Consider the following 19,288-nt stretch of genomic DNA (forward strand, 5'->3'; position numbering starts at 1 on the left):
GATCAGGTTCAGTGATCGAGGCTGATACGGATGGCACCGGCCGCTGCCAGCGGTGCCAGTGCCGCGGCCCCGGCGAGTATGGCGCCGAGCACCGCCAGCTGGACATTGTACCCGTACCCATCCAGGGCTGCCTGCACTGTTCCGGTGCCGAAGATTAACACGGGCACATAAAGCGGCATAATAATCAACGCCAGCAAAAGCCCGGGACGTCGCAACGCGACCGTCAGAGCCGCCCCGATTGCGCCGATCAGGCTCAGGCTGGCGGTGCCCAGCAACAGCGACAGAGCCAGCGGCAGATAGCCATCTTCCGGCAGGTTGAGCATCATCCCCAGCACCGGTGACAGCACAGTCAGCGGCAATCCGGTCACAGCCCAATGCACCAGAACTTTTGCCAATGCCGGGAAGTACAACGGTTGCGACTGCAGCGCCAACTGCTCCAGAGAGCCATCTTCGTAATCGCTGCGGAACAGGGACTCCTGGGACAACAGTGTGGCGAGCAGGGCCATCACCCAGATCAACCCTGGCGCCATGCGCGCAAGCAGCTCTGGTTCGGGGCCAATGCCCAGAGGCATCAGCGCCAGAACGGTGATAAAGAACAACAGCGGATTGGCTATATCCGATCGCCGACGCAGCGCGAGCAATAGCTCCGTCCGCAACAGAGTCCCGAAGCCTGGAGAGACCACGGTACCACCACTGTGATCGGAGGCAGCCTCAATACTCATGCGCAACCTCTTCCCTCGGACCATCCAGGTCTTCGCCGTAGGAATGCGGGGTAAAATCGGACAGATTCAGGCGGCTCAGCGCCTCGATCGCTACCGGTTGGTGAGAGGTCAGGAGCATGCTGCCGCCCTGCGCCAGATGCGCAGTCATGCGTTTCTCGAGCGTGGCCACACCATGCACATCCAGCGCCGCCAGCGGTTCATCGAGAATCCATAGCTGCGGTACTCCCGGCAGGTACAGTCGCGCCAGCGCTACCCGGCGATTTTGACCGGCAGAAAGTTGCTGACAGGGCAAATCCTCAAAACCGTAGAGATCAACCGCATCCAAAGCCGCCAACGCTGCCTGTCGGGATGCCCCGTACCAGGTCAGATTTTCCAACGGGGTAAGACCGCGGCGTATACCGGCGTTATGGCCAATATAAAGCAGGGATTGCCGCAGCTGCGCCAGGGAATGGGGATAGGGGCGGTCGCCCCACAGGATTTCGCCCTGAAAGTCGCTGGCACTACCGATCAGGGTACGGATCAGGGTACTTTTTCCGGCACCGTTGGCACCGACGATCTGTAGCGCGGCGCCCGCGGCCAACTCAAAACTCAGCCCCACGAACAGGGCGCGACCGTCCCGCTCACAAGATAGCGATCGTACTCTCAGGGTTGGCGGAATATCCGGAGCCATGCACCACCGCAATTGATTAAAAACTGGCCGGACATTATACCGGCACTGTGGGCGTTTGCACGGTTTTGGCGCCACCGTTTTCCCCATCCGTGGGCTGCCCGTCGCCCCAGGCAATGACCGCCCGCACCAGACTGCTACCGGGAGAAAACTCCAGATTACGGCAGACCGTGCGCAGCATCGCCAGGCCGCGACCGGAATAAACCCCCCGGCCAGACCGGGTACAGGGGGGGAAACCACTACCACTATCTTCAACTTGCAATTGCAGTTCGCCACCGCCTCCCCAGTCATCACACCTCAGGGAAATACGGATCCAACCACCATCCAATTGCTGGCGGCGCTCTTCCAGCAGGTCGTAATAACGCACAAATCCTTCATCGGTGTTCTTGATCGATGAGTCCAGCCCTAACACACCGTGCTCCATCGCATTGCGAAACAACTCTCCCAGGGCAATAGCGAGATCTTCACGGAATCGCACCGCGCCGGGCATCTGCACCAGGACGCTGAGTAAATGCGGCAGTGGATCCGCCTCACGTAATTCCTCCTGCGCGAGGCATATTTCGATAGACCACTCCCCAATTCGTCCACCGCGCCGGACGCCGCTGTAATCCACAGCCGGACAATCCCCCTTGGTGAGTGAAGGTTTGCTCAGATCCAACTCCACCAGGGAAAGATCATCGTGCTGCTCGGCGGCATGGGCGTTGACGGCCACCAGAATCCGGTCAAAGTCCTGCAGTTCTCGGGACGGTGCTTCACCCGACTCCGCCCCTTTGCGCAGCAGTGCCAGCAGCCTCTCCTCACCGAAGTGCTCGCCGCGGAGATTGCGAGCCTCATGAATACCATCGCTCCACAGGAAAAGACGGTCACCGGCCCGCACCTGATAGTTGACTATCGCAGTATCAACCTGATCGTCCGCCAGGACACCCAGCGGCAAGTGGCGGGACACAAACAGCTCCTGTGCCCCGTCGGCCCGCACCAGGCAGGGACTGGGCATTCCCGCGTTCAACAGACGCAGATGATTGCGCCGGGGATCCAGCTCCAGCATCACCAGGCAACAGAACATCTGTCGCGGCAACAGATCGAACAGCTTGCGATTCATCTCCCGCAGCACGCGACTGAAAGAAAAGCCCCGCGGCATCATGGAATAGAAAATGGATGTGAGCGGTACCGCCCCTACCGCCGCCGCGAGCCCGTGACCGGCAAAATCTGCCAACATCAGGACCAGCTTGCCATCCGGCGTATAAGTGGCGGCGAGCAGGTCGCCGTTCAGCACCGCCCGGGGAGAAAGGTGGTAACGAATCGCATCGGTGTCATCCAGGCAGCTTTCATTGCCCAGATTGCCAAAAATCTCCCGCGCATTGGCCTGCTCCTGCAGAAAGTCTGCGTGGTGGCGGCGCAGGCGATCGCGCTGTGTGATCAGTGACCGATTGAAGTCCCGAAACCGGCGAATGGAAGCGAGCTTCATCTCCATGAGCCCGGGGTTGTAGGGTTTGATGACGATATCGTCGCAGTCGGCCTTGGGGACCTCTCCCGCACAGGCCGACTTCAGATCCTGAACAAACAGAATAGGGATTGGCGCCAGCCCACCCTGCTGGCGCAACTGGCGCAATTCCCCGGCGGTGGCAACTCTGGCCGAGGCCGGTCCGAATAACACCAGATTGGGAGCCACCCTGCCGATCATCGAGCGGGCTTGCGCAAAGCTGTCCACACACCAGGTTTCAGCGGGGACAGTGCAACCGGACGGGCTGGTATAGGCACAAGCGCGAATCAGGTCGCGCAACCGGCCCGCTTCCTCGGCATCGCTTTCTATGATCAATACCCGGAACCCCGGCATCGCGCTTCTCCTGACACTGTCAGCGGATACTGAAAATGCGATCGAAATTGGAAACGGAGAGAATGTGAGAAACGTGGGAATTGGCGTTGATCAATTCCACCCGGGGCTCATCGCCATCACGCCCCACCTCCACGCAATAATCCCGCAGCAGCAGCAACATGCCCAAGGCAGCACTGTCGAGGTGCTCGGTGGTAGAAAGGTCGACAATCACGGCCTTCGGCGGTGGCGACACGTTGCGGTATGCCCTCTGGAATTCCCGGTGCATATTAAAATCAAAATTGCCGGATACGCGGATCACCAGGGTGTCGCCATCGTCGGCTACCTCCGTATACACCCGGCTTGTATAGCTATCGGAAACCACCATCTGAAGTTCCTTTTTCGCTTCTGCTTCCTCAACCCGAAGCCGGTTCTCCTGCCCGCAACGGGGCATACGGGGAAGGCTGTCACAGCCAATATACACGCCCGGGAAAGTGGAGAAAACCGCCCTCCACATTCCAGAAACCGGACAGCCCCCCGGAAACAGAAAAGGTGCCCGAAGGCACCTTTCTGGGGCACATTTCTGTGAAGCGCGGTGCCGGCAGGCACCTTTGGGGGCTTCACGATATGACGAGCGTACGCACGCCCGATTGCATTCAGCCGGCTGTGACCCGGCCCTGTATCAGAAGTTGCTTCAGAATTCGTACTGGTAGTCCATCAACTCCTTCCGCAAACGTATCTCTTCCAGCTTGTCTTCTACCAGACGACGCGCATCCCGGGGGTTGTGCGGCGCGTGTAGAAGGTCAGCTATTGAAGAGGGGTCCACTTCATCAAAATCCATGTCATTTTCGGTAACGTTGCCGTTCATAGAAAACTCCACAATCTCGATCTGCCAGGGCAGAAACACTTTGTCTGTTTTTGTTGTGCCACCTGAGATTAGCCAGCTCGAAGTTTTCCGGTCAAGCGACTTTTTCACCCCGGAAACAACTTTTTTCAGCGGGTAACCAGAACCCCAAAAACCGCCTCCGAGATCGAGACCCGAGCTGTGCAAGTTCCCGACGGCTGACGTCAAAATAGCCGAGAATCGTGACCAAATTGCGACAAATTCGCGAAATCCCCGTGACGCCGTCACCGTGTGGTCGACACACTTTCTGGTAACCGGGGGAAACAACTGTCGTTACTCAGGGTTACAACAGACTTCGTCGGCTGCTCCATCCGGCGTATGAACCGAGATCCACGGGATGGACTCACCGGGGGAAAGGAAATTCATGAGAATTGAAGGTCCTCATGACAGAGCACGAGACAAACGCTAGAATGGCCGCCCTGCCCGGGATGGGCAGCCACGTCCCCGTCGGTTAACAGGATAAACCACGGACCTCCTAAGTCCGGACTGCAGGTTCGAGTCCTGCCGGGGACGCCACTTTCACGCCGAAGTATTCTCACAAAAAGTCCGCAATCCCACCGTTTTACAGACCCGCTCTGCACCCCCACGAGGCGCCGTCAAATCCAGAGCATGGCTTTGGTTGGTGGTTGGGAACAGAGCTCTGGTCAACTGTCTGACGGCTGATTGGGAGTGACCAGGTTCCACCAGAAATCGAACGTGTCCAATAGTGATAGCAGGGCGTCAAGCTGCTTTTCATCACCGGTCACCTTGACTGCTCCACTCCCCACCTTGTCCTTCATCGTTGCTGTTCCGAGAATGACATCATTGAGATCGCTCCGGTTCACGGTGACCGTAGCGGAGGGACGCTCCACCGGAGGGCCATAATTGAGAACGCCATTTTCCAGCACCAGAGAGTAGTTCCCCTCAACATCGGGCAAGGATAAATTGATAGCGATATTCTTCCCTGCCGCCTTGGGACCGTTCAGGCGAATGGCCAGGAAATCAAAGAACAGCTCGATGGGCATGCTGCGGATGGTGTCGGGGCTAGCGGTACTGGGGACAGGCATCCGCTCAATGCCATTCCTCAGTTCTTTCGCGCCACTCAGGAAGAAATTGCGCCAGGGCCCATTCTCCTGCTGGTATCCGAGTTGCTCCAGCGCATCTGCAAGCAGGTTGCGGGCAGCCTGGTTGTCTGGCTCAGCAGAGACCAGGTTATCAAGCACCTGCGCGACCCAACGATAATTACCTGCATCGAAATCTTTTTGGGCTAGCTTGAGGAGATTCTGTGCACCGCCCATATACTCGACGTACTTTTTACCAGCATCGGTCGGTGGCAGCGGATAAAGACGCGCAGGATTACCATCGAAGTAGCCGAGGTAATAATTCCAGACTGCCCGGGTGTCATGGTTGATACTGCCGTAGTAGCCGCGGTTAGCCCAATAACTGGCAAGCTCGGGGGGAAGCTGCATCATCTCTGCAGCTTCTACCATGTTGTATCCATGATTGGCCATACGCAGGGTCTGGTCATTGAGGTACTTGTAGAGATCGCGCTGCTTTTTCAGGTGATTGACCACCTTTTCATTTCCCCACGTCGGCCAATGGTGCGGCCCGTACAGCACTTCTGCCTCCTCTCCCCATTTCTGGATGGTGTCATTGAGATAGCCTGACCAGGCGCGGGCATTACGCACCTTGGCGCCCCGTAGCGTGTAGAGGTTGTGCAGTGTGTGGTTGGAGTTTTCTGCCGCAGTAAGCGCCTTCAGCTCCGGGATATAGAAGTGCATTTCAGACGGCGCCTCGGACCCGGGCGCGAGGATAAATTCAAACGTCAGGCCATCGAGCTTTATCTGTTGCCCGTCCCTGGTGATGGTATCCGTGGGCTCAATCAATGTTGCCGTGCCAACAGATGTTCCCAACCCCAGGCCGGTCCCCAGGCTACCCCGAGGGTCCTTGGGTAGCAGGTTACCGTACATGAAGCTCGCGCGGCGCGACATATGATTACCCGCAAATACGTTCTCACTCACCGCCTCGTCCACGAAACCGTCCGGGGCGATGATTTTGACTTTTCCGGCGGTTACATCCTCCTCATCCACCACTCCACGCACACCACCATAGTGATCGATATGGCTATGGGTGTAGATGACGCCTACCACCGGCTTATCTCCCCGGTGTTCACGATACAGATCCAGTGCTGCTTTGGCGGTCTCAGCGGAAATCAGCGGGTCCATCACCACAACCCCTTTATCGCCCTCGATAAAGGTAATGTTTGACAGGTCGGCACTACGCACCTGATAGATCCGAGGAGAGACTTCGTAAAGTCCACCTTCGGAGAGCAATTGCAGCTGGCGCCAAAGACTGGGGTTTACGGACTCAGGAGCGTCCTTCCCCTCGGCAAAGTCGTATGCACCAAGATCCCAGACCGGCTCGCCTTGCGCATTCTTGATCACGCCGCCATTCGGTAGGGGCGCGATGAAACCCCGCTTTACATCCTCGAAATCCTGCCGATCCTTGAACGGCAGTTTTTTCAGCACCGCCGCATTGGCGTTGGCGGTTACCTCGGTGGGCGCCTTTGCATCCTTCGCATCCTGCGCGTAACTACTTGATAGGAACAGTAATCCAGCTGTTGCCGAAAACACTAGCCCCAGCATTCGGGCGAAATAACGCATTCTCGCCTGCCTCCCGACACTGATTAGAAACGATGGTGTAACTCCGTCGTTAATGTATAGCCGAGGCTGCTGCCAGACGCGTGAATCAGCACTCGCCGCCAACTGCCAGTGTCATTGATCCCTTTCTGTTATCGTTTAGTCCTCCTCGAAGGAGACATAAAACTCCACCAGTGCGTCGATCAACGCCCGCACAGAAGGCAGTAGACCGCGGCGCGACGGGAAGACCACATGGATGATATCCCGATGCAGCTCCCAGTCCGGCAGCAACCGCACCAGGCTGCCATTGCGCAGCTCTTCCTCGACCACCAGGATCGGCAGCTGTACCAGGCCCACGCCAGCCACGGATGCTTTACGCAGTGCAATCATATCCGTGGTGACATAGCGCGGCGTATGGTACACCGTCGATTCCTCGCCGTTTTTTCCGTACAGCGTCCAGCTGTAACTGTTCTGCGGGCTGCCCAGCCCGAGGCTGGGCCAGCTGTTGAGATCCGCTGGCATCAAAGGCAGACCGAACTTCCCCACCAATTGCGGACTGGCCACCAGGCAAAGGCCGCGGTCGGAAAGCACGCGCATCACCAGGTCGCTATCCTCCAGCGGCGGCGGGCGCACGCGAATCGCGACGTCGACCCCCTCCCCGAGCAGATCGACGCGGCGGTTGGTGGCCTCGAGGTGCACGGTTATCTTCGGGTGCCTGGCCATAAAATCGGCGAGCATACCGCCGATATGCGCGTGCAGCAGGGCGATGGGGCACGTCAGGCGGATGACACCGGCGGGCTCTGCCTGCACCGAATCTATCGCTGCCTGCGCCGCCTCCGCTTCCACCAGCATTGCCTTGCAATGCTCGTAGTAAGTTTGCCCAATCTCCGTAACCGAACAGTGTCGTGTACTGCGGTGTAACAGGCGGGCGCCAAGGCGCTCTTCCAGTGCGGCGATACGGCGACTGAGCTTGGACTTTGGGATGCCCAGCGCGCGCCCCGCCGGGGCGAAGCCGCCATGGTCAACAGCCTGCACGAAATAGTAGAGATCGTTCAGATCCTGCATCGATCCTTCCAGCTGACTTCCGTTCCAAATTTGGAACACTGAATTGCAAAACACCAGGCTAGCACTACTGGTGTTGCAAAACTATCCTGCTCTGCATCAATCGGTCGATGTCCGCCAGTCATGGGGAAGCAGAGCAATGAAACAGGTCCTCGGTGTCTACAGCGCGCCCCGACCGCACTGGGTCGGCGACGGTTTCCCGGTGCGCTCGCTGTTTTCCTACCATACGCACGCGCAGCAGCTGAGCCCATTCCTGTTACTGGATTACGCAGGGCCGGCAGATTTTGCGCCGGCCGCGCAGCCACGTGGCGTCGGTGAACATCCGCACCGCGGTTTCGAAACCGTAACCATCGTCTACCGCGGCGAGGTAGCACACCGCGACTCCACCGGCCAGGGTGGCGTAATCGGTCCGGGCGATGTGCAGTGGATGACCGCTGGCGCCGGAATACTGCACGAGGAGTATCACTCGCCGACGTTTACTGAATCCGGCGGCACACTGGAAATGGTGCAGCTGTGGGTCAACCTGCCCGCGCGCGACAAGATGGCAGAGCCGGGCTACCAGGCCATTCTGGCACAAGAGATACCTCTGGCGGCACTGCCGGACGGTGCTGGCGAACTGCGGGTAATTGCGGGCGAATATGCCGGTGCCTTCGGTCCGGCAAACACCTTTACGCCGATGCAGGTGTGGGATCTGCGCCTGGCCTGCGGCGGCACGGCCGAGTTCTCACTCCCTGAGGGCTGGAATACCGCGCTGGTGGTGCTGGAAGGCACAGTGTCGGTCAACGGTGTCGCCGAGGCCGGTGCGGCACAAATGGCGGTACTGAATCGCGCAGGCGAACAGCTGTCTCTGCAGGCCAGTAGCGATGCCAAGGTGTTGTTGCTGAGCGGGCGGCCAATCGACGAACCCATTGTCGGTCACGGCCCGTTCGTCATGAACAGCCGCAAAGAAATTGCCGAGGCAATCGAGGATTTCAGTCGTGGTCGTTTCGGTGGAGGCCGGTAACCCCGACTGCCTCTTTTACCTACCTATTCCTGTAACTGGTGCCGGCAACACGACCGGCACACCAACCCTGAACGAAGGAGAAACTCCATGAGCAAACCCTATGTGCGCCTCGACAAGAATGATGCGGCGGTACTACTGGTAGACCATCAGTCCGGTCTCCTGTCCCTGGTACGGGATATCGATCCGGACAAGTTCAAGAACAATGTGCTGGCGCTCGCCGATGCGGCCAAGTACTTTGGCCTGCCGACAATTCTGACCACCAGCTTTGAAGATGGCCCAAACGGTCCTCTGGTGCCGGAGCTGAAAGAAATATTCCCCGATGCGCCTTACATCGCACGTCCGGGTCAGATCAACGCCTGGGACAATGAAGACTTTGTCAAAGCCGTCAAGGCGACCGGGAAGAAGCAGCTGATTATCGCCGGTGTTGTGACCGAGGTCTGTGTGGCCTTCCCGACCCTGTCGGCGCTAGCGGAAGATTTCGACGTGTTCGTAATTACCGACGCATCCGGCACTTTCAATCCGATGACCCGCGACGCGGCGTGGGAGCGGATGTCCGGCGCTGGCGCCCAGCTGATGACCTGGTTCGGGGCAGCCTGTGAACTGCACCGAGACTGGCGCAATGATATCGAGGGTCTGGGCAACCTATTCTCGAGTCATATCCCCGACTACCGCAATCTGATCACCAGCTACTCAACCCCCAAGGGAGAGTAGTAGGTGCCGGCCGCACCCTGCAAATGATCTATTCGACTTAAGTGGAGAGAAAACAATGAGTACTCTGGAAAAAAATCTTGAACAGGAGTGCCGTCTGGAACAGGGTTGCGGCGCCCTGACATTGGTTATTCACCCCAAGGACAAGGATCTGGGCGGTTTCTCAGTGCGCCGCTGTCTGCCTAACGCCGCCTGCAAGGCGGTGGGTCCGTGGATTTTTTTCGATCATATGGGGCCGGCGGAGTTTCCGGCGGGCGAAGGCATCGATGTACGCCCACATCCGCACATCAATATTGCCACTGTAACCTATCTGTTCGAGGGAGAGATTCTGCACCGGGACTCTCTTGGCAGCGAGCAGCTGATTCGCCCGGGCGATATCAACCTGATGGTCGCGGGCAGTGGCGTCGTGCACTCGGAGCGCGAGCGGCCCGAAGTGCACGCTGCACCCCACCGAGCCCACGGCCTACAGCTGTGGCTGGCGCTGCCGGATCAGTACGCTGAAATAGACCCGGAGTTCCACCACTATCCGTCAGACTCCATTCCATCAGTGAAAGTGGCTGGCGCCGTCGCCAGGGTGATCATGGGTACCGCCTTCGGTGTCACCTCGCCAGTCAGGACCTTCGCGGAGACCCTGTATGTAGAAATGCATCTGCAGCCGGGCCAGTCGGCGAAACTGCCGATGGTGGCCGAGCGCGCGGTCTATGTGGCCAGCGGCGCAGTGCGGGCCCGGGATACGGAAATACCGGCGCATTCGATGGGTATCTTTGCTGCGGACGACGGCGTGGTCCTCGAAGCCACCGAGGAATGTCGTATCGCCATTATCCCCCTGTGTCAGGATAGATGTCGCGCTCACTTTCTAACCAGCAATGTATCAGGGGGTGGTAACAGAGTGAAGGATGCCACGATATAACGATGGCTTTAAAGAACGCACTGTTCAGATGATGATGCCGCCGAACGCGAAGTCGATAGCGGAGGTTAGCCGGGAAACCGGCGTTTCAGAGCCAACCCTGTACAATTGGCGAAATCAATTTCGTGAACAGGGTGTAGCCGTGCCAGCTGATCCAAAGAACCCCGAAAATTGGAGCGGGGAGAGTAAATTCGCCGTAGTCCTTGAGACCGCAGCGCTGAATGAAGCCGAGCTGGCGGAGTATTGCCGCAAGAAAGGGCTCTACGCCGAGCAGATACAGCGCTGGCGTGAAGCTGCGATTAGTGGGGCCGGTAGTCGCGACCAGATGTCCATGGAGGAGCGGCGCGACCTGCAGAAAGAGCGCAAGAAAAGCCGCAAGCTAGAGAAAGAGCTCAAGCGCAAAGAGAAGGCGCTGGCGGAGGCGGCTGCGTTACTGGTGCTGCAAAAAAAGGCCCAAGCCATCTGGGGGGAAAGCGAGGACGAATGATCGCCTCGGAAGACCGTCAGGTGGCGATAGAGCTTATCGAAGAAGCGGTGACGGCAGGCGCTGCCCGGTACAAAGCGTGCGCGGTATTGAACCTCACTGTGCGTACCCTGCAACGCTGGGAGAAAGCATTGCAGGAGCGAAGCTTGGTCGATCAGCGCAAGCGCGCGGCTCAGGCACGTACCCCGGGTAACAAGCTCACTATCGAAGAGCGACAAAAGATACTGGCAGTCTGCAACCAGCCGGAATACCGCAGCCTTCCGCCATCACAGATTGTCCCGATGCTGGCCGATCAAGGAATCTATATCGGCTCTGAATCCAGCTTCTACCGCGTATTGCACGAAGCGAATCAGCTGCACCGCCGAGGTAAGGCGGAGGCGCCACGTAACGTCGCGAAACCGAATGCGTACCTGGCAGATCGCCCGAACCAGGTGTGGAGCTGGGATATTACCTTCCTAGCGTCCAGTGTAAGAGGAGCCTTCTACCGGCTGTATCTGATACTCGATGTCTTCAGCCGCAAAATAGTGGGCTGGGAAGTGCATACTGAAGAGTCGTCAGAACATGCCAGCACCCTGATTCGCAAAGCGCAGCTTGCGGAGGGCGCCGTCAAGAATGGATTGGTTCTGCACTCAGACAATGGTGGGCCGATGAAGGGCGCCACCATGCTGGCCACATTGCAAAAGCTCGGGGTGGTGGCATCGTTCAGTCGGCCCTCAGTGAGCAATGACAACCCGTACTCGGAGAGCTTGTTCAGAACCTTGAAATACGGACCGAGCTATCCGAGCAAACCGTTTGAGAGTATCTCCGCAGCAAGGCAATGGGTTCATAGCTTCGTGCAGTGGTACAACAATGCACATCGCCACAGCGCGATCCGCTTTGTGACGCCGAGCCAGCGTCATAGTGGCGAAGAGATTGAACTACTAAAGCGCCGTAAAACCGTGTACGAAGAGGCGAAACGGAAGAACCCGAGACGGTGGCCACGCCACACCAGGAACTGGAATCCTATTAGAGGCGTCTGGCTTAACCCACCACAAGAAAAACAAGCCGCTTAACCGCTGATCGCGACATCTTCTTTGACAAACACCGTTATCGGCGGCGAGAATGTAGGGCCTCGGCGGATCGAGTGGAACTTCGTCGCCACCAGTGAGACGCGCCTCGAGTCGGCCATCAACGACTGGAAATCCGGGCGCTTCCCGAAAGTGCCGGGCGACTCCGAGGAGTTTATTCCCTTCCCGGGCGGCGACTGAGGTCGCCCCGCGGGAGGCCCGTCGTGCACAGCACGTTCGTGCGCATGGCGATCTGGTTTGGGCTGTCCGCCGTGTTATGGATCGCCGGCGCGCTCGCTCTGGAATCGGCGCGACTGCTCTGGTGGCCGGTGGACTGAAAGCACGTGGTGTAAGTTGCACTGCGAATACCGCCCTTAATAGCACCGCAAAGATATGGTAAATCGGCGGATGATACCGTGGTATTAAGAGAGGGATGGAGTCCTCGAATTCTCTAATATGAGCGTTCTTATCATTAGCGGTGCGAGGTGGTGGTCAAAGTTATCGTCAGAGGCGTGACTTTCGCAGTATTCGTGAGGACTGCGACCCGTTTGCTAACGGCCACAGCATCTGTAGTGTGAAGTGATTGTGGACCCAGTCAGCGATGTGCAATTGTCGTAAGTTACATCAAAAGAGTTATGTCTGTTTCGCGCTCGAACAAGCGAAGTCCCGGCGTGAATGTTACTTGCGACGTGGCAGTGCAGGTCGGCTCGCCGACAGCCAGAGTAGCGTTGAAAAACGATATACTGCCGTTTCCAAGCAGGAGAGCGGCCAAGTAAAACATTAATCTCCTGCTGTATGACTCCATGATTATTTCAACCACCCTTTTAATGATTTAACGGCGTTAATATAATTCTCCTTTAATTCTATTGCTGAAGATCTTCGAGTTCTTTAGGGCATTCATAAAATAAAGTCACAATTTAGATTTGAACTCTGCGGTAAAGTGTCTTAGGTGCTCGGGCGACCACGTTATTTCATACCCTTTATAGGTTTCCACATTTTCCAAGACTTCACCGAAGGTTCTGACAACAAAATCAAGGTGTGCCTGGGTATAGGTACGTCTAGGCAGCGCCAGACGAACAAGTTCCAGGGGAGGTCTTACAATTTTCTGTAAGGCTTCATCGAAGTGGGCGAATGCGACGGATCCAAGCTCTACAGACCTGATTCCTCCGGCTAAATATAATGCTGATGACAGAGTGATTCCCGGGAAGTCTTCCACTGGTATGTGGGGAAACATGGCTGCCGAATCAACGTATACAGCGTGTCCGCCGAATGGCTGCAACACCGGAACGCCAATTTCACGCAACCCTTCTCCCAGGTAGGCTGTTTGACTGGTGCGATACTCCAGGTAGTCTTCCTCAATTCCTTCTTTCAGGCCTACCGCCATTGCATCCAAGTCCCTGCCGGACAATCCACCATAAGTTGGAAACCCTTCGCGAAGGACTGCAATATTCTTAATCTTAGTGAAGAGCTCACTATCGTTTACTGCAAGAAACCCTCCAATATTCACTAGGCCATCTTTCTTACCGCTCATCGTGATTCCATCGCAACATGAAAACACTTCTTTAGATATTTCTTCTACGGTTTGACTTTGGTAGCGTTCATCATGCTTCTTGATAAAATAGGAATTCTCTGCATATCTGCAGGCATCTATGAAAAATGGAATTTCATTGCTTCGGTATATTTCACTGGCGCCTCGAATATTATCCAGGGACACCGGTAAACCTCCTGCGCCATTGTTCGTTATTGTCAGCATTCCATACGGAATATTATATGCGCCGACATCATTGATGAATCTGCTTAGCTTTTCCAGATCGATATTGCCACCGAAGGGGGAGCTCGTCGATTTACGTGCTTCTGGAAGGTTGACGGGGTTGCCGCCGCACGCACGTATATTTGCTTCCGTAGTGTCGAAATGTGTGTTCGATGGAATATAGTGTCCGGGTTCTACCAGTACTTCATTAAGAATATGCTCCGCTGCCCTGCCTTGATGTGTAGGTACGAAGTACTGGAACTGGAAAATTTCGTCGACAACTTTTTTCAAGCGAAAGAATGAAGTAGCTCCGGCATAGCTTTCATCTCCCATCATTATCGCTGACCACTGGTCAGCGCTCATCGCTCCGGTTCCGGAATCTGTAAGAAGATCAATGTATACGTCTTCAGATGCAATTTTAAAAACATTGTATTTTGCATTAGTCAGTATATTCTCTCTCTCGGAGGCGGATTTTCGCTGTATTTTTTGTATTGTTTTAATTTTGAAAGGCTCTATTGGGTATTTCATGATTACTCTCCATATGGTTTTCAAATATTTCTGAACCCGGGGTTCTGTCCTAAATCCTGTTTAGGATCTACTGACATTTCAATCAGAATGCTTCCAAAGTCAGTTCCTGAAATCTTTTCATGGAACCTTTCAGGTAAAGTTTCAGTAATAATTTTACATAGACCGTGCTCAACTATTACGCATCGTCCATCATTTAAAACAAAAACGTTAATACCAAAACCCTTCACTTCTGCCATACTCCCGGAGAACAAGAGAAAACAGCCATCCCCAGTGAAGACAAAAACCACTTATCGGGGCTAGGAATTTTGGCATCTACTGCACTACCACCCCCATTGCAGAACCACGATAGAATGAGCAAAAAGGGCAGTTATCATTTGGTCGTTGCGTGACATACTGTCGATCTTTGTAAGACATGCAAATATCATCAAAACCTAGACTATCCTCTCGCCAAAGGTTGTCTATTTCGTTATAGAAATTATCCAGGTTAACGAAACCAGAATTCACAGGACTCTTTCTGTGAGGTTTGTTCAGGTTCCCAAATTGAGGGTAGCGTATTGTTCTGAGTTCGGATTTATCAAGGGAATCTATTAGCTTTAAAGCGTTGATTCTGATACATCCCGATATCAATCGGTAGCGCCCTGAGAACCTGCGATCGCGACTTCCATTAGCAGGTCCATAGCCTTGTGTGTTACTGCTAAATACCCAAGCATTATCGAAAGAAAGGGAGGGGCAATCCAGTCGTTTATTCGTAAAAATCATTTCCCAGTGCGATAAGACAGCATTTTCCATTTTCGGGAGAATGAAGTAGGGAAAGAGCTTTTTCACTACCACCAAATGAGACATAACCATAACTGTACGGGTTGTCCCGGGAAACCGCGTTTGCACCGTTGATACGGTATATGGCTGTAGCTCGGAGAAGGCTGCAAAGCTCTTGTACAATTTCTCAAGCGTCATGGTAGCGGGAAACCTCCTCACAAATAAGTAGCGTTACTCTCTTTCCCTGTAAGTTGGTAGTGTTTCAGAATCCCAGATATCGCTGCTCTTTATAAGCTCTTTTATTCCTACACCTTTCAGGCTTCCCCCGTAGCTACAGCAGCCGGTTACATCAGCTTTCATTTTCTCATCCTGTAATATATTTGTTTATGACTCTGATATGATTCTGCATTTTTTTAAAGTCTTCTATTCGTTTTTCATATAAAATTTTGCGACTTGCGTGTTTGGTTTGGATACTATATTTTTTTTGCCGGGAGAGTGAGAGGTTGTTGCGCCACGTGGAAATTATGGCGGTTCTTCTATTTGTCAGATCAGCTTTTGTGATTTATTTTTGTTTTCAGGTCGCAGAAATCGCCTACCAAAAATTGTAGATTTCCAGAAATTCGTGTGTCCGTAGGGCACATCGCTGTGCTTCTTTTCCCATCCTACAAAGAGAGTTCATTCAAGTCAGTCAGTACGCTTTCAATGGCAGACGTCCGCCGCAATTCGAGCACACCGGCTGACTCCTCTGCAGGCGTCATCACCCGCAATGCCACCTCTCCGCCCTTGCGTCTCAAACCGTGTATTTCCAGACCCTCGCGCCCGAAAACATAGGTCAGGGTGGCGTCGAGAATTTCTGAGGTAATCTCCTGTCCCGGTACCAGCAGCGGAACACCAGGTGGAAACGGCACGATTTCGTCACAGGCCACGCGGCCGACTAATGCGGAAGCGCCCTCCCGTTTCAAGACCAGCTTTTCGCCGCGGGAAAAATAGGCCGTGCGTGGCAATACCCGGATGTCACTCAGCGCCGGCAGCGGCCCCTCGCCGGCGGCGTCGGGACCGCGGCTGGCGGACAATTTCGCCAGCGCCTGCTTGAGGCGCAACACCTTGCTCTCGGTGGTGCCAATGGTCACCAGGAAAGACAGCGTGTTGTGGGTACTCTTCTCCACCTGAATACCGAATTCGATAAACAGCCGCTGCTGTGCCAGCGGCGCCGACAGGCCGGCGCAACCGACATCGACGGTGACCTTGGTCGGATCCAGCTGAATGCCGTCATCGGCCAGTTCCGCACTACACAGGTCTTCCGCGTCGAGACAACGGAACGGCGTGGCATCGCGTACGAAGTCGCGGATATCGGCGGCGTATGCCAGGGTACGCTCGAGGACTTCATAACCCTCGATACTCATCTGTTTGCGCGCCACATCCAGGCTCGCGATCATGCCGTACTGCGGGCTGGTGGAGGTATGCATATTGATATCCTGCCGAAAGCCCGCCGCATCGAAATCTTTTACCCCGGTACCCACATGGATCATGCTGGCCTGGGAGAAGGCCGACAGCATCTTGTGAGTCGACTGGGTGACGAAATCCGCACCACACTCCAGCGCCGTGGGCCGCAGGTGCGGGTGAAAACGCCCGTGTGCATACCAGGCTTCGTCGATCAGCACGTAGAGGCCGCAGCTGTGAGCGTTGTCGATAATCGGTTTCAAATCGTAGCGCAGGCCGTCGTAGGTGCAGGAGGTGAGCACCAGCATACGCGCGTTCGGGTTGCTGTCGATAGCCGCGAAAATAGCGGCTTTGGCAACCGGGCCGTAGACGCCATAGTGCTGGTTGACCGAAGACTCCAGATACACCGGCACAGCACTGGTCATGATCACCGCGTGGTGAACGGACTTGTGGCAGTTGCGATCCACGATCACGCGCTCGCCCTGGCGCAGCATATGCTGCAACACAATCTTGTTGGAGGTGGAGGTGCCGTTGGTAATGAAATAGCTGTGCGCGGCGCCGAAAGTCCTGGCTGCCAGCTGTTGTGACTGGCGAATGACACTGATCGGATCCATCAGCGAATCGAGCATTTTGACACTGACGGAGAGGTCGGCAGTGAAAATATGCTCGCCCATAAAACGGTAGAAATCCGACAGCCAGGGACTGTCTCTGAGGCTGTCGCCGCTGGAATGCCCCGGCGTGTGCCAGGAGTCCCGCGCCGCGTAGGCATATTCCTTCAGTGCGTCGGCGAAAGGCGTGGCGGTTCGCTCCAGCAGTATGCGCTGCAGGGTGCGGTAGACGATGCCGTAGTTAGGCTCCGCCCGCGACAGGATGCTGTCGAAAACCTGGTCGCTCGCCGGCGCTTTGCCGGTCGTCAACAGCACGCTGTCGATTTCCGCGCGCCGTTCTTTCAGGCGGTGGTAGCACTCCGCCATCTGCGCCGATTCCAGGCTGCCCTCATCCAGAACCACAATCTGTGTGGATCCCCGCCGCAGGAATTCGTCCAACCCCGTACTGTCGGTCTGGAAAAAACCCAACCGCAGCGGAGAGTCGCGATCGCTGTTGAGCGCCTGTGTCAGTTGTTCAACCCAGCGCGCGCCGAAGCCGGCGTCGTCTGTGACCAGTACAATGTCGCAGTTTCTCATGCGGCACACTCCTACAAAATGGTCAGGCCCAGCACTACGAAGCCGACCGCGCTGATGGCACCAGCTATCAGTGCGCAGGGCAGCTGGGTGCGCACGTGGTCGATATGTTCGATACCGGCGACCAGCGACGAGACGATGGTGGTATCGGAAATGGGTGAGGCGTGATCGCCGAAGATGCCACCGGACAGCACCGCTGCCACAAACAGCGTCGGTTCTAGGCAAGAATAATTGTGGTTTTTTCAGTGACTCCAGAATAGAAAGCGATAAACTCAACGGTGACGTGGCTGGAATCATGTCCGCCATGCCATTTATCGACCGCTTCTATTGCGGCTTTTCCGGCGTTAATGACAAATTTATTGCCCTTTTCCGACATGACGATAATCTCGCCTCTGAGCATGCGCAACAGCTTATGATGGGGTACTTGTGCGAAGGGATCTTCCCCTCTGACTGTGCAATGATTCTGTAAATAGTTATTTCCGGCATTCCGGGAGTATGCGACGGTAGTGCTTTAAAACCCCAGTTTTCTCTGCTTTCCATAAGCTGTTTTATTCCTGCACCTTCCAGGTCTTCCCCACAATTGAAGCAATCGGTTACATCATTCTTCATTTTCTGATCCTGAAGTATATTTGTTTATTATTCTGTTTTTTAATGGTCTTTTATTCATATATTTTTGTATAAACTTTATCGATTTTCGTGTTTGGTTTGGATGCTATGTTTTTTTGGGATCGGAGGGTAGGGGTTGTTGCGCCACGCGGTAATTATGGCGGCTCTTCTATTTGTTGGATCAGTTTTTGTGATTTATTTTTGTCTTCAGATTGAAGAAATCGCCTACCGGAAATTGTGGGTTTCCAGAAGCTCGCGAATCCAACAGCAATAACAGAAAATAGACAAACCTCTGTTTTACAAAGAATTATCTCAGTCTTGGGGCTGTCGCCTGCCGGGCGGCGACAGCCAGCCTCAATTACTGTATAGCGGAAGATCAAGCTCAATTGTTACGCTTTACCTGTGGCGGCGCCCAGGATCCGTCCAGCACTTCTAGTGCTGGCCAGTAGAGCCGCATCATCAGGGAGAAATTACCGTCTGCAGGTGTCGGAAGCCAGTTGGATTCCTTGCCCGCACCGGGCGATTCGCGCTGAATGTACAAGTCCAGTGAACCGTCCGGGTTGAATGTGAGCTTGTCACGATCGCCGATCGCGTAGCGGTCGATGGGGTTGTCTGCGAACAGCTGGCGGTCGTTGTACATGGTCAGGGACCAGAAAGCGCGCGCCGGTGGCATTTCGTCTTTGTCGAAGTGCATGACGTAGCGTCGGTCGCTGCGCAGCGGCTCACCATCTGCATCCACGAAGGCCGTGGGATAGACGGCATCGTCCGGAACATTAGCGCCAAGCCCGCCGAAAGCGACCGCGGCCCGGCGCAGATAGTTGGTGCCGTAATTGCCCATGCCACTGAGATTCATGCTCCAGCCGTTAATCAATGTCGCGGATTTTTTCCAGGCATCCATGATGTGTGGTAGCGCCGCCTCCCGCGCTGACTCGAGTGACTGCCGGACAGTTTTCGACTGAGCTTCTAAAGAGAAGCTGCTACCCGGGACAATGCCGATGCGTTTCATACGGTCAAGAATCGGGTAGTCGTGGGCATGGGGCGGATTTTTTTTCGCCAGTTCGACGAACAGTGAAAAGAATTCCGCTGCTCCCATCTT

18 protein-coding genes and 1 tRNA gene are annotated in these 19,288 nt (G+C 55.4%); 6 read left to right on the top strand and 13 right to left on the bottom strand.

The features are described from left to right. Window positions 1-8: 8 nt before the first annotated feature. From ccmB to LPW13_RS08770, 5 genes are all read right to left on the bottom strand, one after another. Window positions 9-722: a heme exporter protein CcmB gene (gene ccmB, locus LPW13_RS08750; RefSeq protein ID WP_230439050.1), complete on the bottom strand. Its 714-nt coding sequence runs from the start codon at window positions 720-722 to the stop codon at window positions 9-11. Next, window positions 712-1,392, bottom strand: coding sequence for a cytochrome c biogenesis heme-transporting ATPase CcmA (gene ccmA / locus LPW13_RS08755; protein WP_230439051.1), 681 nt, complete (start codon window positions 1,390-1,392; stop codon window positions 712-714). Before ccmA ends, ccmB begins: the two co-directional genes overlap by 11 nt. A gap of 34 nt (window positions 1,393-1,426) precedes the next feature. Then, window positions 1,427-3,223: an ATP-binding SpoIIE family protein phosphatase gene (locus tag LPW13_RS08760; protein ID WP_230439052.1), complete on the bottom strand. Its 1,797-nt coding sequence runs from the start codon at window positions 3,221-3,223 to the stop codon at window positions 1,427-1,429. 19 nt (window positions 3,224-3,242) lie between these two features. Beyond that, complete coding sequence (locus LPW13_RS08765) at window positions 3,243-3,587, bottom strand: STAS domain-containing protein (protein WP_230439053.1); 345 nt, start codon at window positions 3,585-3,587, stop codon at window positions 3,243-3,245. Between the two features lie 306 nt (window positions 3,588-3,893). Beyond that, window positions 3,894-4,067 (bottom strand): PA3496 family putative envelope integrity protein, encoded by a 174-nt coding sequence (locus LPW13_RS08770; RefSeq protein ID WP_230439054.1) that lies wholly within the window; start codon window positions 4,065-4,067, stop codon window positions 3,894-3,896. Window positions 4,068-4,543: 476 nt separating this feature from the next. Between LPW13_RS08770 and LPW13_RS08775 the strand changes: the two genes are divergently transcribed. Further along, window positions 4,544-4,619: transfer RNA gene (locus tag LPW13_RS08775), tRNA-Arg, on the top strand. Window positions 4,620-4,747: 128 nt separating this feature from the next. On the opposite strand, the gene LPW13_RS08780 is transcribed toward LPW13_RS08775, so the two are convergent. Both LPW13_RS08780 and LPW13_RS08785 read right to left on the bottom strand, forming a co-directional pair. Continuing rightward, window positions 4,748-6,745 (bottom strand): alkyl/aryl-sulfatase, encoded by a 1,998-nt coding sequence (locus tag LPW13_RS08780; RefSeq protein ID WP_230439055.1) that lies wholly within the window; start codon window positions 6,743-6,745, stop codon window positions 4,748-4,750. Between the two features lie 135 nt (window positions 6,746-6,880). Beyond that, window positions 6,881-7,786 carry a LysR family transcriptional regulator gene (locus LPW13_RS08785; RefSeq protein ID WP_230439056.1) on the bottom strand — a complete coding sequence of 302 codons (906 nt, stop codon included), beginning with the start codon at window positions 7,784-7,786 and terminating at the stop codon, window positions 6,881-6,883. A 136-nt stretch (window positions 7,787-7,922) separates the two neighbouring features. On the opposite strand from LPW13_RS08785, the gene LPW13_RS08790 reads away from it, so the two are divergent. The 5 genes from LPW13_RS08790 to LPW13_RS08810 all read left to right on the top strand — a co-directional run bounded on the left by LPW13_RS08790 (window position 7,923) and on the right by LPW13_RS08810 (window position 12,132). Beyond that, window positions 7,923-8,786 (top strand): pirin family protein, encoded by an 864-nt coding sequence (locus LPW13_RS08790; protein WP_230439057.1) that lies wholly within the window; start codon window positions 7,923-7,925, stop codon window positions 8,784-8,786. Window positions 8,787-8,873: 87 nt separating this feature from the next. Continuing rightward, window positions 8,874-9,497 carry an isochorismate family cysteine hydrolase YcaC gene (gene ycaC, locus LPW13_RS08795; RefSeq protein ID WP_230439058.1) on the top strand — a complete coding sequence of 208 codons (624 nt, stop codon included), beginning with the start codon at window positions 8,874-8,876 and terminating at the stop codon, window positions 9,495-9,497. 55 nt (window positions 9,498-9,552) lie between these two features. Next, the gene (locus tag LPW13_RS08800) at window positions 9,553-10,404 is read left to right on the top strand and encodes a pirin family protein (RefSeq protein ID WP_230439059.1); all 852 of its coding nucleotides are present in this window, start codon (window positions 9,553-9,555) and stop codon (window positions 10,402-10,404) included. Then, window positions 10,391-11,937 (top strand): IS3 family transposase gene (locus tag LPW13_RS08805; RefSeq protein WP_407941944.1). Its coding sequence is split into 2 segments (ribosomal slippage): window positions 10,391-10,862 and window positions 10,862-11,937, totalling 1,548 coding nucleotides; the frame shifts between segments, so codons are not numbered across the junction. The genes LPW13_RS08800 and LPW13_RS08805 overlap by 14 nt, the downstream gene beginning before the upstream one ends. 21 nt (window positions 11,938-11,958) lie before the next feature. After that, window positions 11,959-12,132 (top strand): pirin-like C-terminal cupin domain-containing protein, encoded by a 174-nt coding sequence (locus tag LPW13_RS08810; protein ID WP_230439060.1) that lies wholly within the window; start codon window positions 11,959-11,961, stop codon window positions 12,130-12,132. Window positions 12,133-12,841: 709 nt separating this feature from the next. Here the strand turns inward: LPW13_RS08810 and LPW13_RS08815 are convergent. The 6 genes from LPW13_RS08815 to LPW13_RS08835 all read right to left on the bottom strand — a co-directional run bounded on the left by LPW13_RS08815 (window position 12,842) and on the right by LPW13_RS08835 (window position 19,285). Then, entirely contained in the window at window positions 12,842-14,209 is a 1,368-nt protein-coding gene (locus LPW13_RS08815) for a tryptophanase (RefSeq protein ID WP_230439061.1), read from the bottom strand. A 987-nt stretch (window positions 14,210-15,196) separates the two neighbouring features. Continuing rightward, the gene (locus LPW13_RS18170; protein WP_268932695.1) at window positions 15,197-15,325 is read right to left on the bottom strand and encodes a hypothetical protein; all 129 of its coding nucleotides are present in this window, start codon (window positions 15,323-15,325) and stop codon (window positions 15,197-15,199) included. A 302-nt stretch (window positions 15,326-15,627) separates the two neighbouring features. Next, on the bottom strand, window positions 15,628-17,589 hold the full coding sequence (locus tag LPW13_RS08820) for an aminotransferase class I/II-fold pyridoxal phosphate-dependent enzyme (RefSeq protein ID WP_230439062.1): 1,962 nt from the start codon (window positions 17,587-17,589) through the stop codon (window positions 15,628-15,630). An 11-nt stretch (window positions 17,590-17,600) separates the two neighbouring features. After that, entirely contained in the window at window positions 17,601-17,795 is a 195-nt protein-coding gene (locus tag LPW13_RS08825; RefSeq protein WP_377564326.1) for a Na+/H+ antiporter NhaC family protein, read from the bottom strand. Window positions 17,796-17,803: 8 nt separating this feature from the next. After that, window positions 17,804-17,986 carry a cupin domain-containing protein gene (locus LPW13_RS08830; RefSeq protein ID WP_230439064.1) on the bottom strand — a complete coding sequence of 61 codons (183 nt, stop codon included), beginning with the start codon at window positions 17,984-17,986 and terminating at the stop codon, window positions 17,804-17,806. A 588-nt stretch (window positions 17,987-18,574) separates the two neighbouring features. After that, entirely contained in the window at window positions 18,575-19,285 is a 711-nt protein-coding gene (locus LPW13_RS08835; RefSeq protein ID WP_230439065.1) for a DUF1254 domain-containing protein, read from the bottom strand. Window positions 19,286-19,288 lie beyond the last annotated feature (3 nt).

Source organism: Microbulbifer celer (assembly GCF_020991125.1).
Classification (GTDB): Bacteria; Pseudomonadota; Gammaproteobacteria; order Pseudomonadales; family Cellvibrionaceae; genus Microbulbifer; species Microbulbifer celer.

Bases quoted from the DNA above. Each gene is read 5' to 3' on its own strand.
- ccmB (WP_230439050.1), bottom strand. From the start codon at position 722: ATGAGTATTGAGGCTGCCTCCGATCACAGTGGTGGTACCGTGGTCTCT.
- ccmA (WP_230439051.1), bottom strand. From the start codon at position 1,392: ATGGCTCCGGATATTCCGCCAACCCTGAGAGTACGATCGCTATCTTGT.
- LPW13_RS08760 (WP_230439052.1), bottom strand. From the start codon at position 3,223: ATGCCGGGGTTCCGGGTATTGATCATAGAAAGCGATGCCGAGGAAGCG.
- LPW13_RS08765 (WP_230439053.1), bottom strand. From the start codon at position 3,587: ATGGTGGTTTCCGATAGCTATACAAGCCGGGTGTATACGGAGGTAGCC.
- LPW13_RS08770 (WP_230439054.1), bottom strand. From the start codon at position 4,067: ATGAACGGCAACGTTACCGAAAATGACATGGATTTTGATGAAGTGGAC.
- LPW13_RS08780 (WP_230439055.1), bottom strand. From the start codon at position 6,745: ATGCGTTATTTCGCCCGAATGCTGGGGCTAGTGTTTTCGGCAACAGCT.
- LPW13_RS08785 (WP_230439056.1), bottom strand. From the start codon at position 7,786: ATGCAGGATCTGAACGATCTCTACTATTTCGTGCAGGCTGTTGACCAT.
- LPW13_RS08790 (WP_230439057.1), top strand. From the start codon at position 7,923: ATGAAACAGGTCCTCGGTGTCTACAGCGCGCCCCGACCGCACTGGGTC.
- ycaC (WP_230439058.1), top strand. From the start codon at position 8,874: ATGAGCAAACCCTATGTGCGCCTCGACAAGAATGATGCGGCGGTACTA.
- LPW13_RS08800 (WP_230439059.1), top strand. From the start codon at position 9,553: ATGAGTACTCTGGAAAAAAATCTTGAACAGGAGTGCCGTCTGGAACAG.
- LPW13_RS08815 (WP_230439061.1), bottom strand. From the start codon at position 14,209: ATGAAATACCCAATAGAGCCTTTCAAAATTAAAACAATACAAAAAATA.
- LPW13_RS18170 (WP_268932695.1), bottom strand. From the start codon at position 15,325: ATGAAAGCTGATGTAACCGGCTGCTGTAGCTACGGGGGAAGCCTGAAA.
- LPW13_RS08820 (WP_230439062.1), bottom strand. From the start codon at position 17,589: ATGAGAAACTGCGACATTGTACTGGTCACAGACGACGCCGGCTTCGGC.
- LPW13_RS08830 (WP_230439064.1), bottom strand. From the start codon at position 17,986: ATGCTCAGAGGCGAGATTATCGTCATGTCGGAAAAGGGCAATAAATTT.
- LPW13_RS08835 (WP_230439065.1), bottom strand. From the start codon at position 19,285: ATGGGAGCAGCGGAATTCTTTTCACTGTTCGTCGAACTGGCGAAAAAA.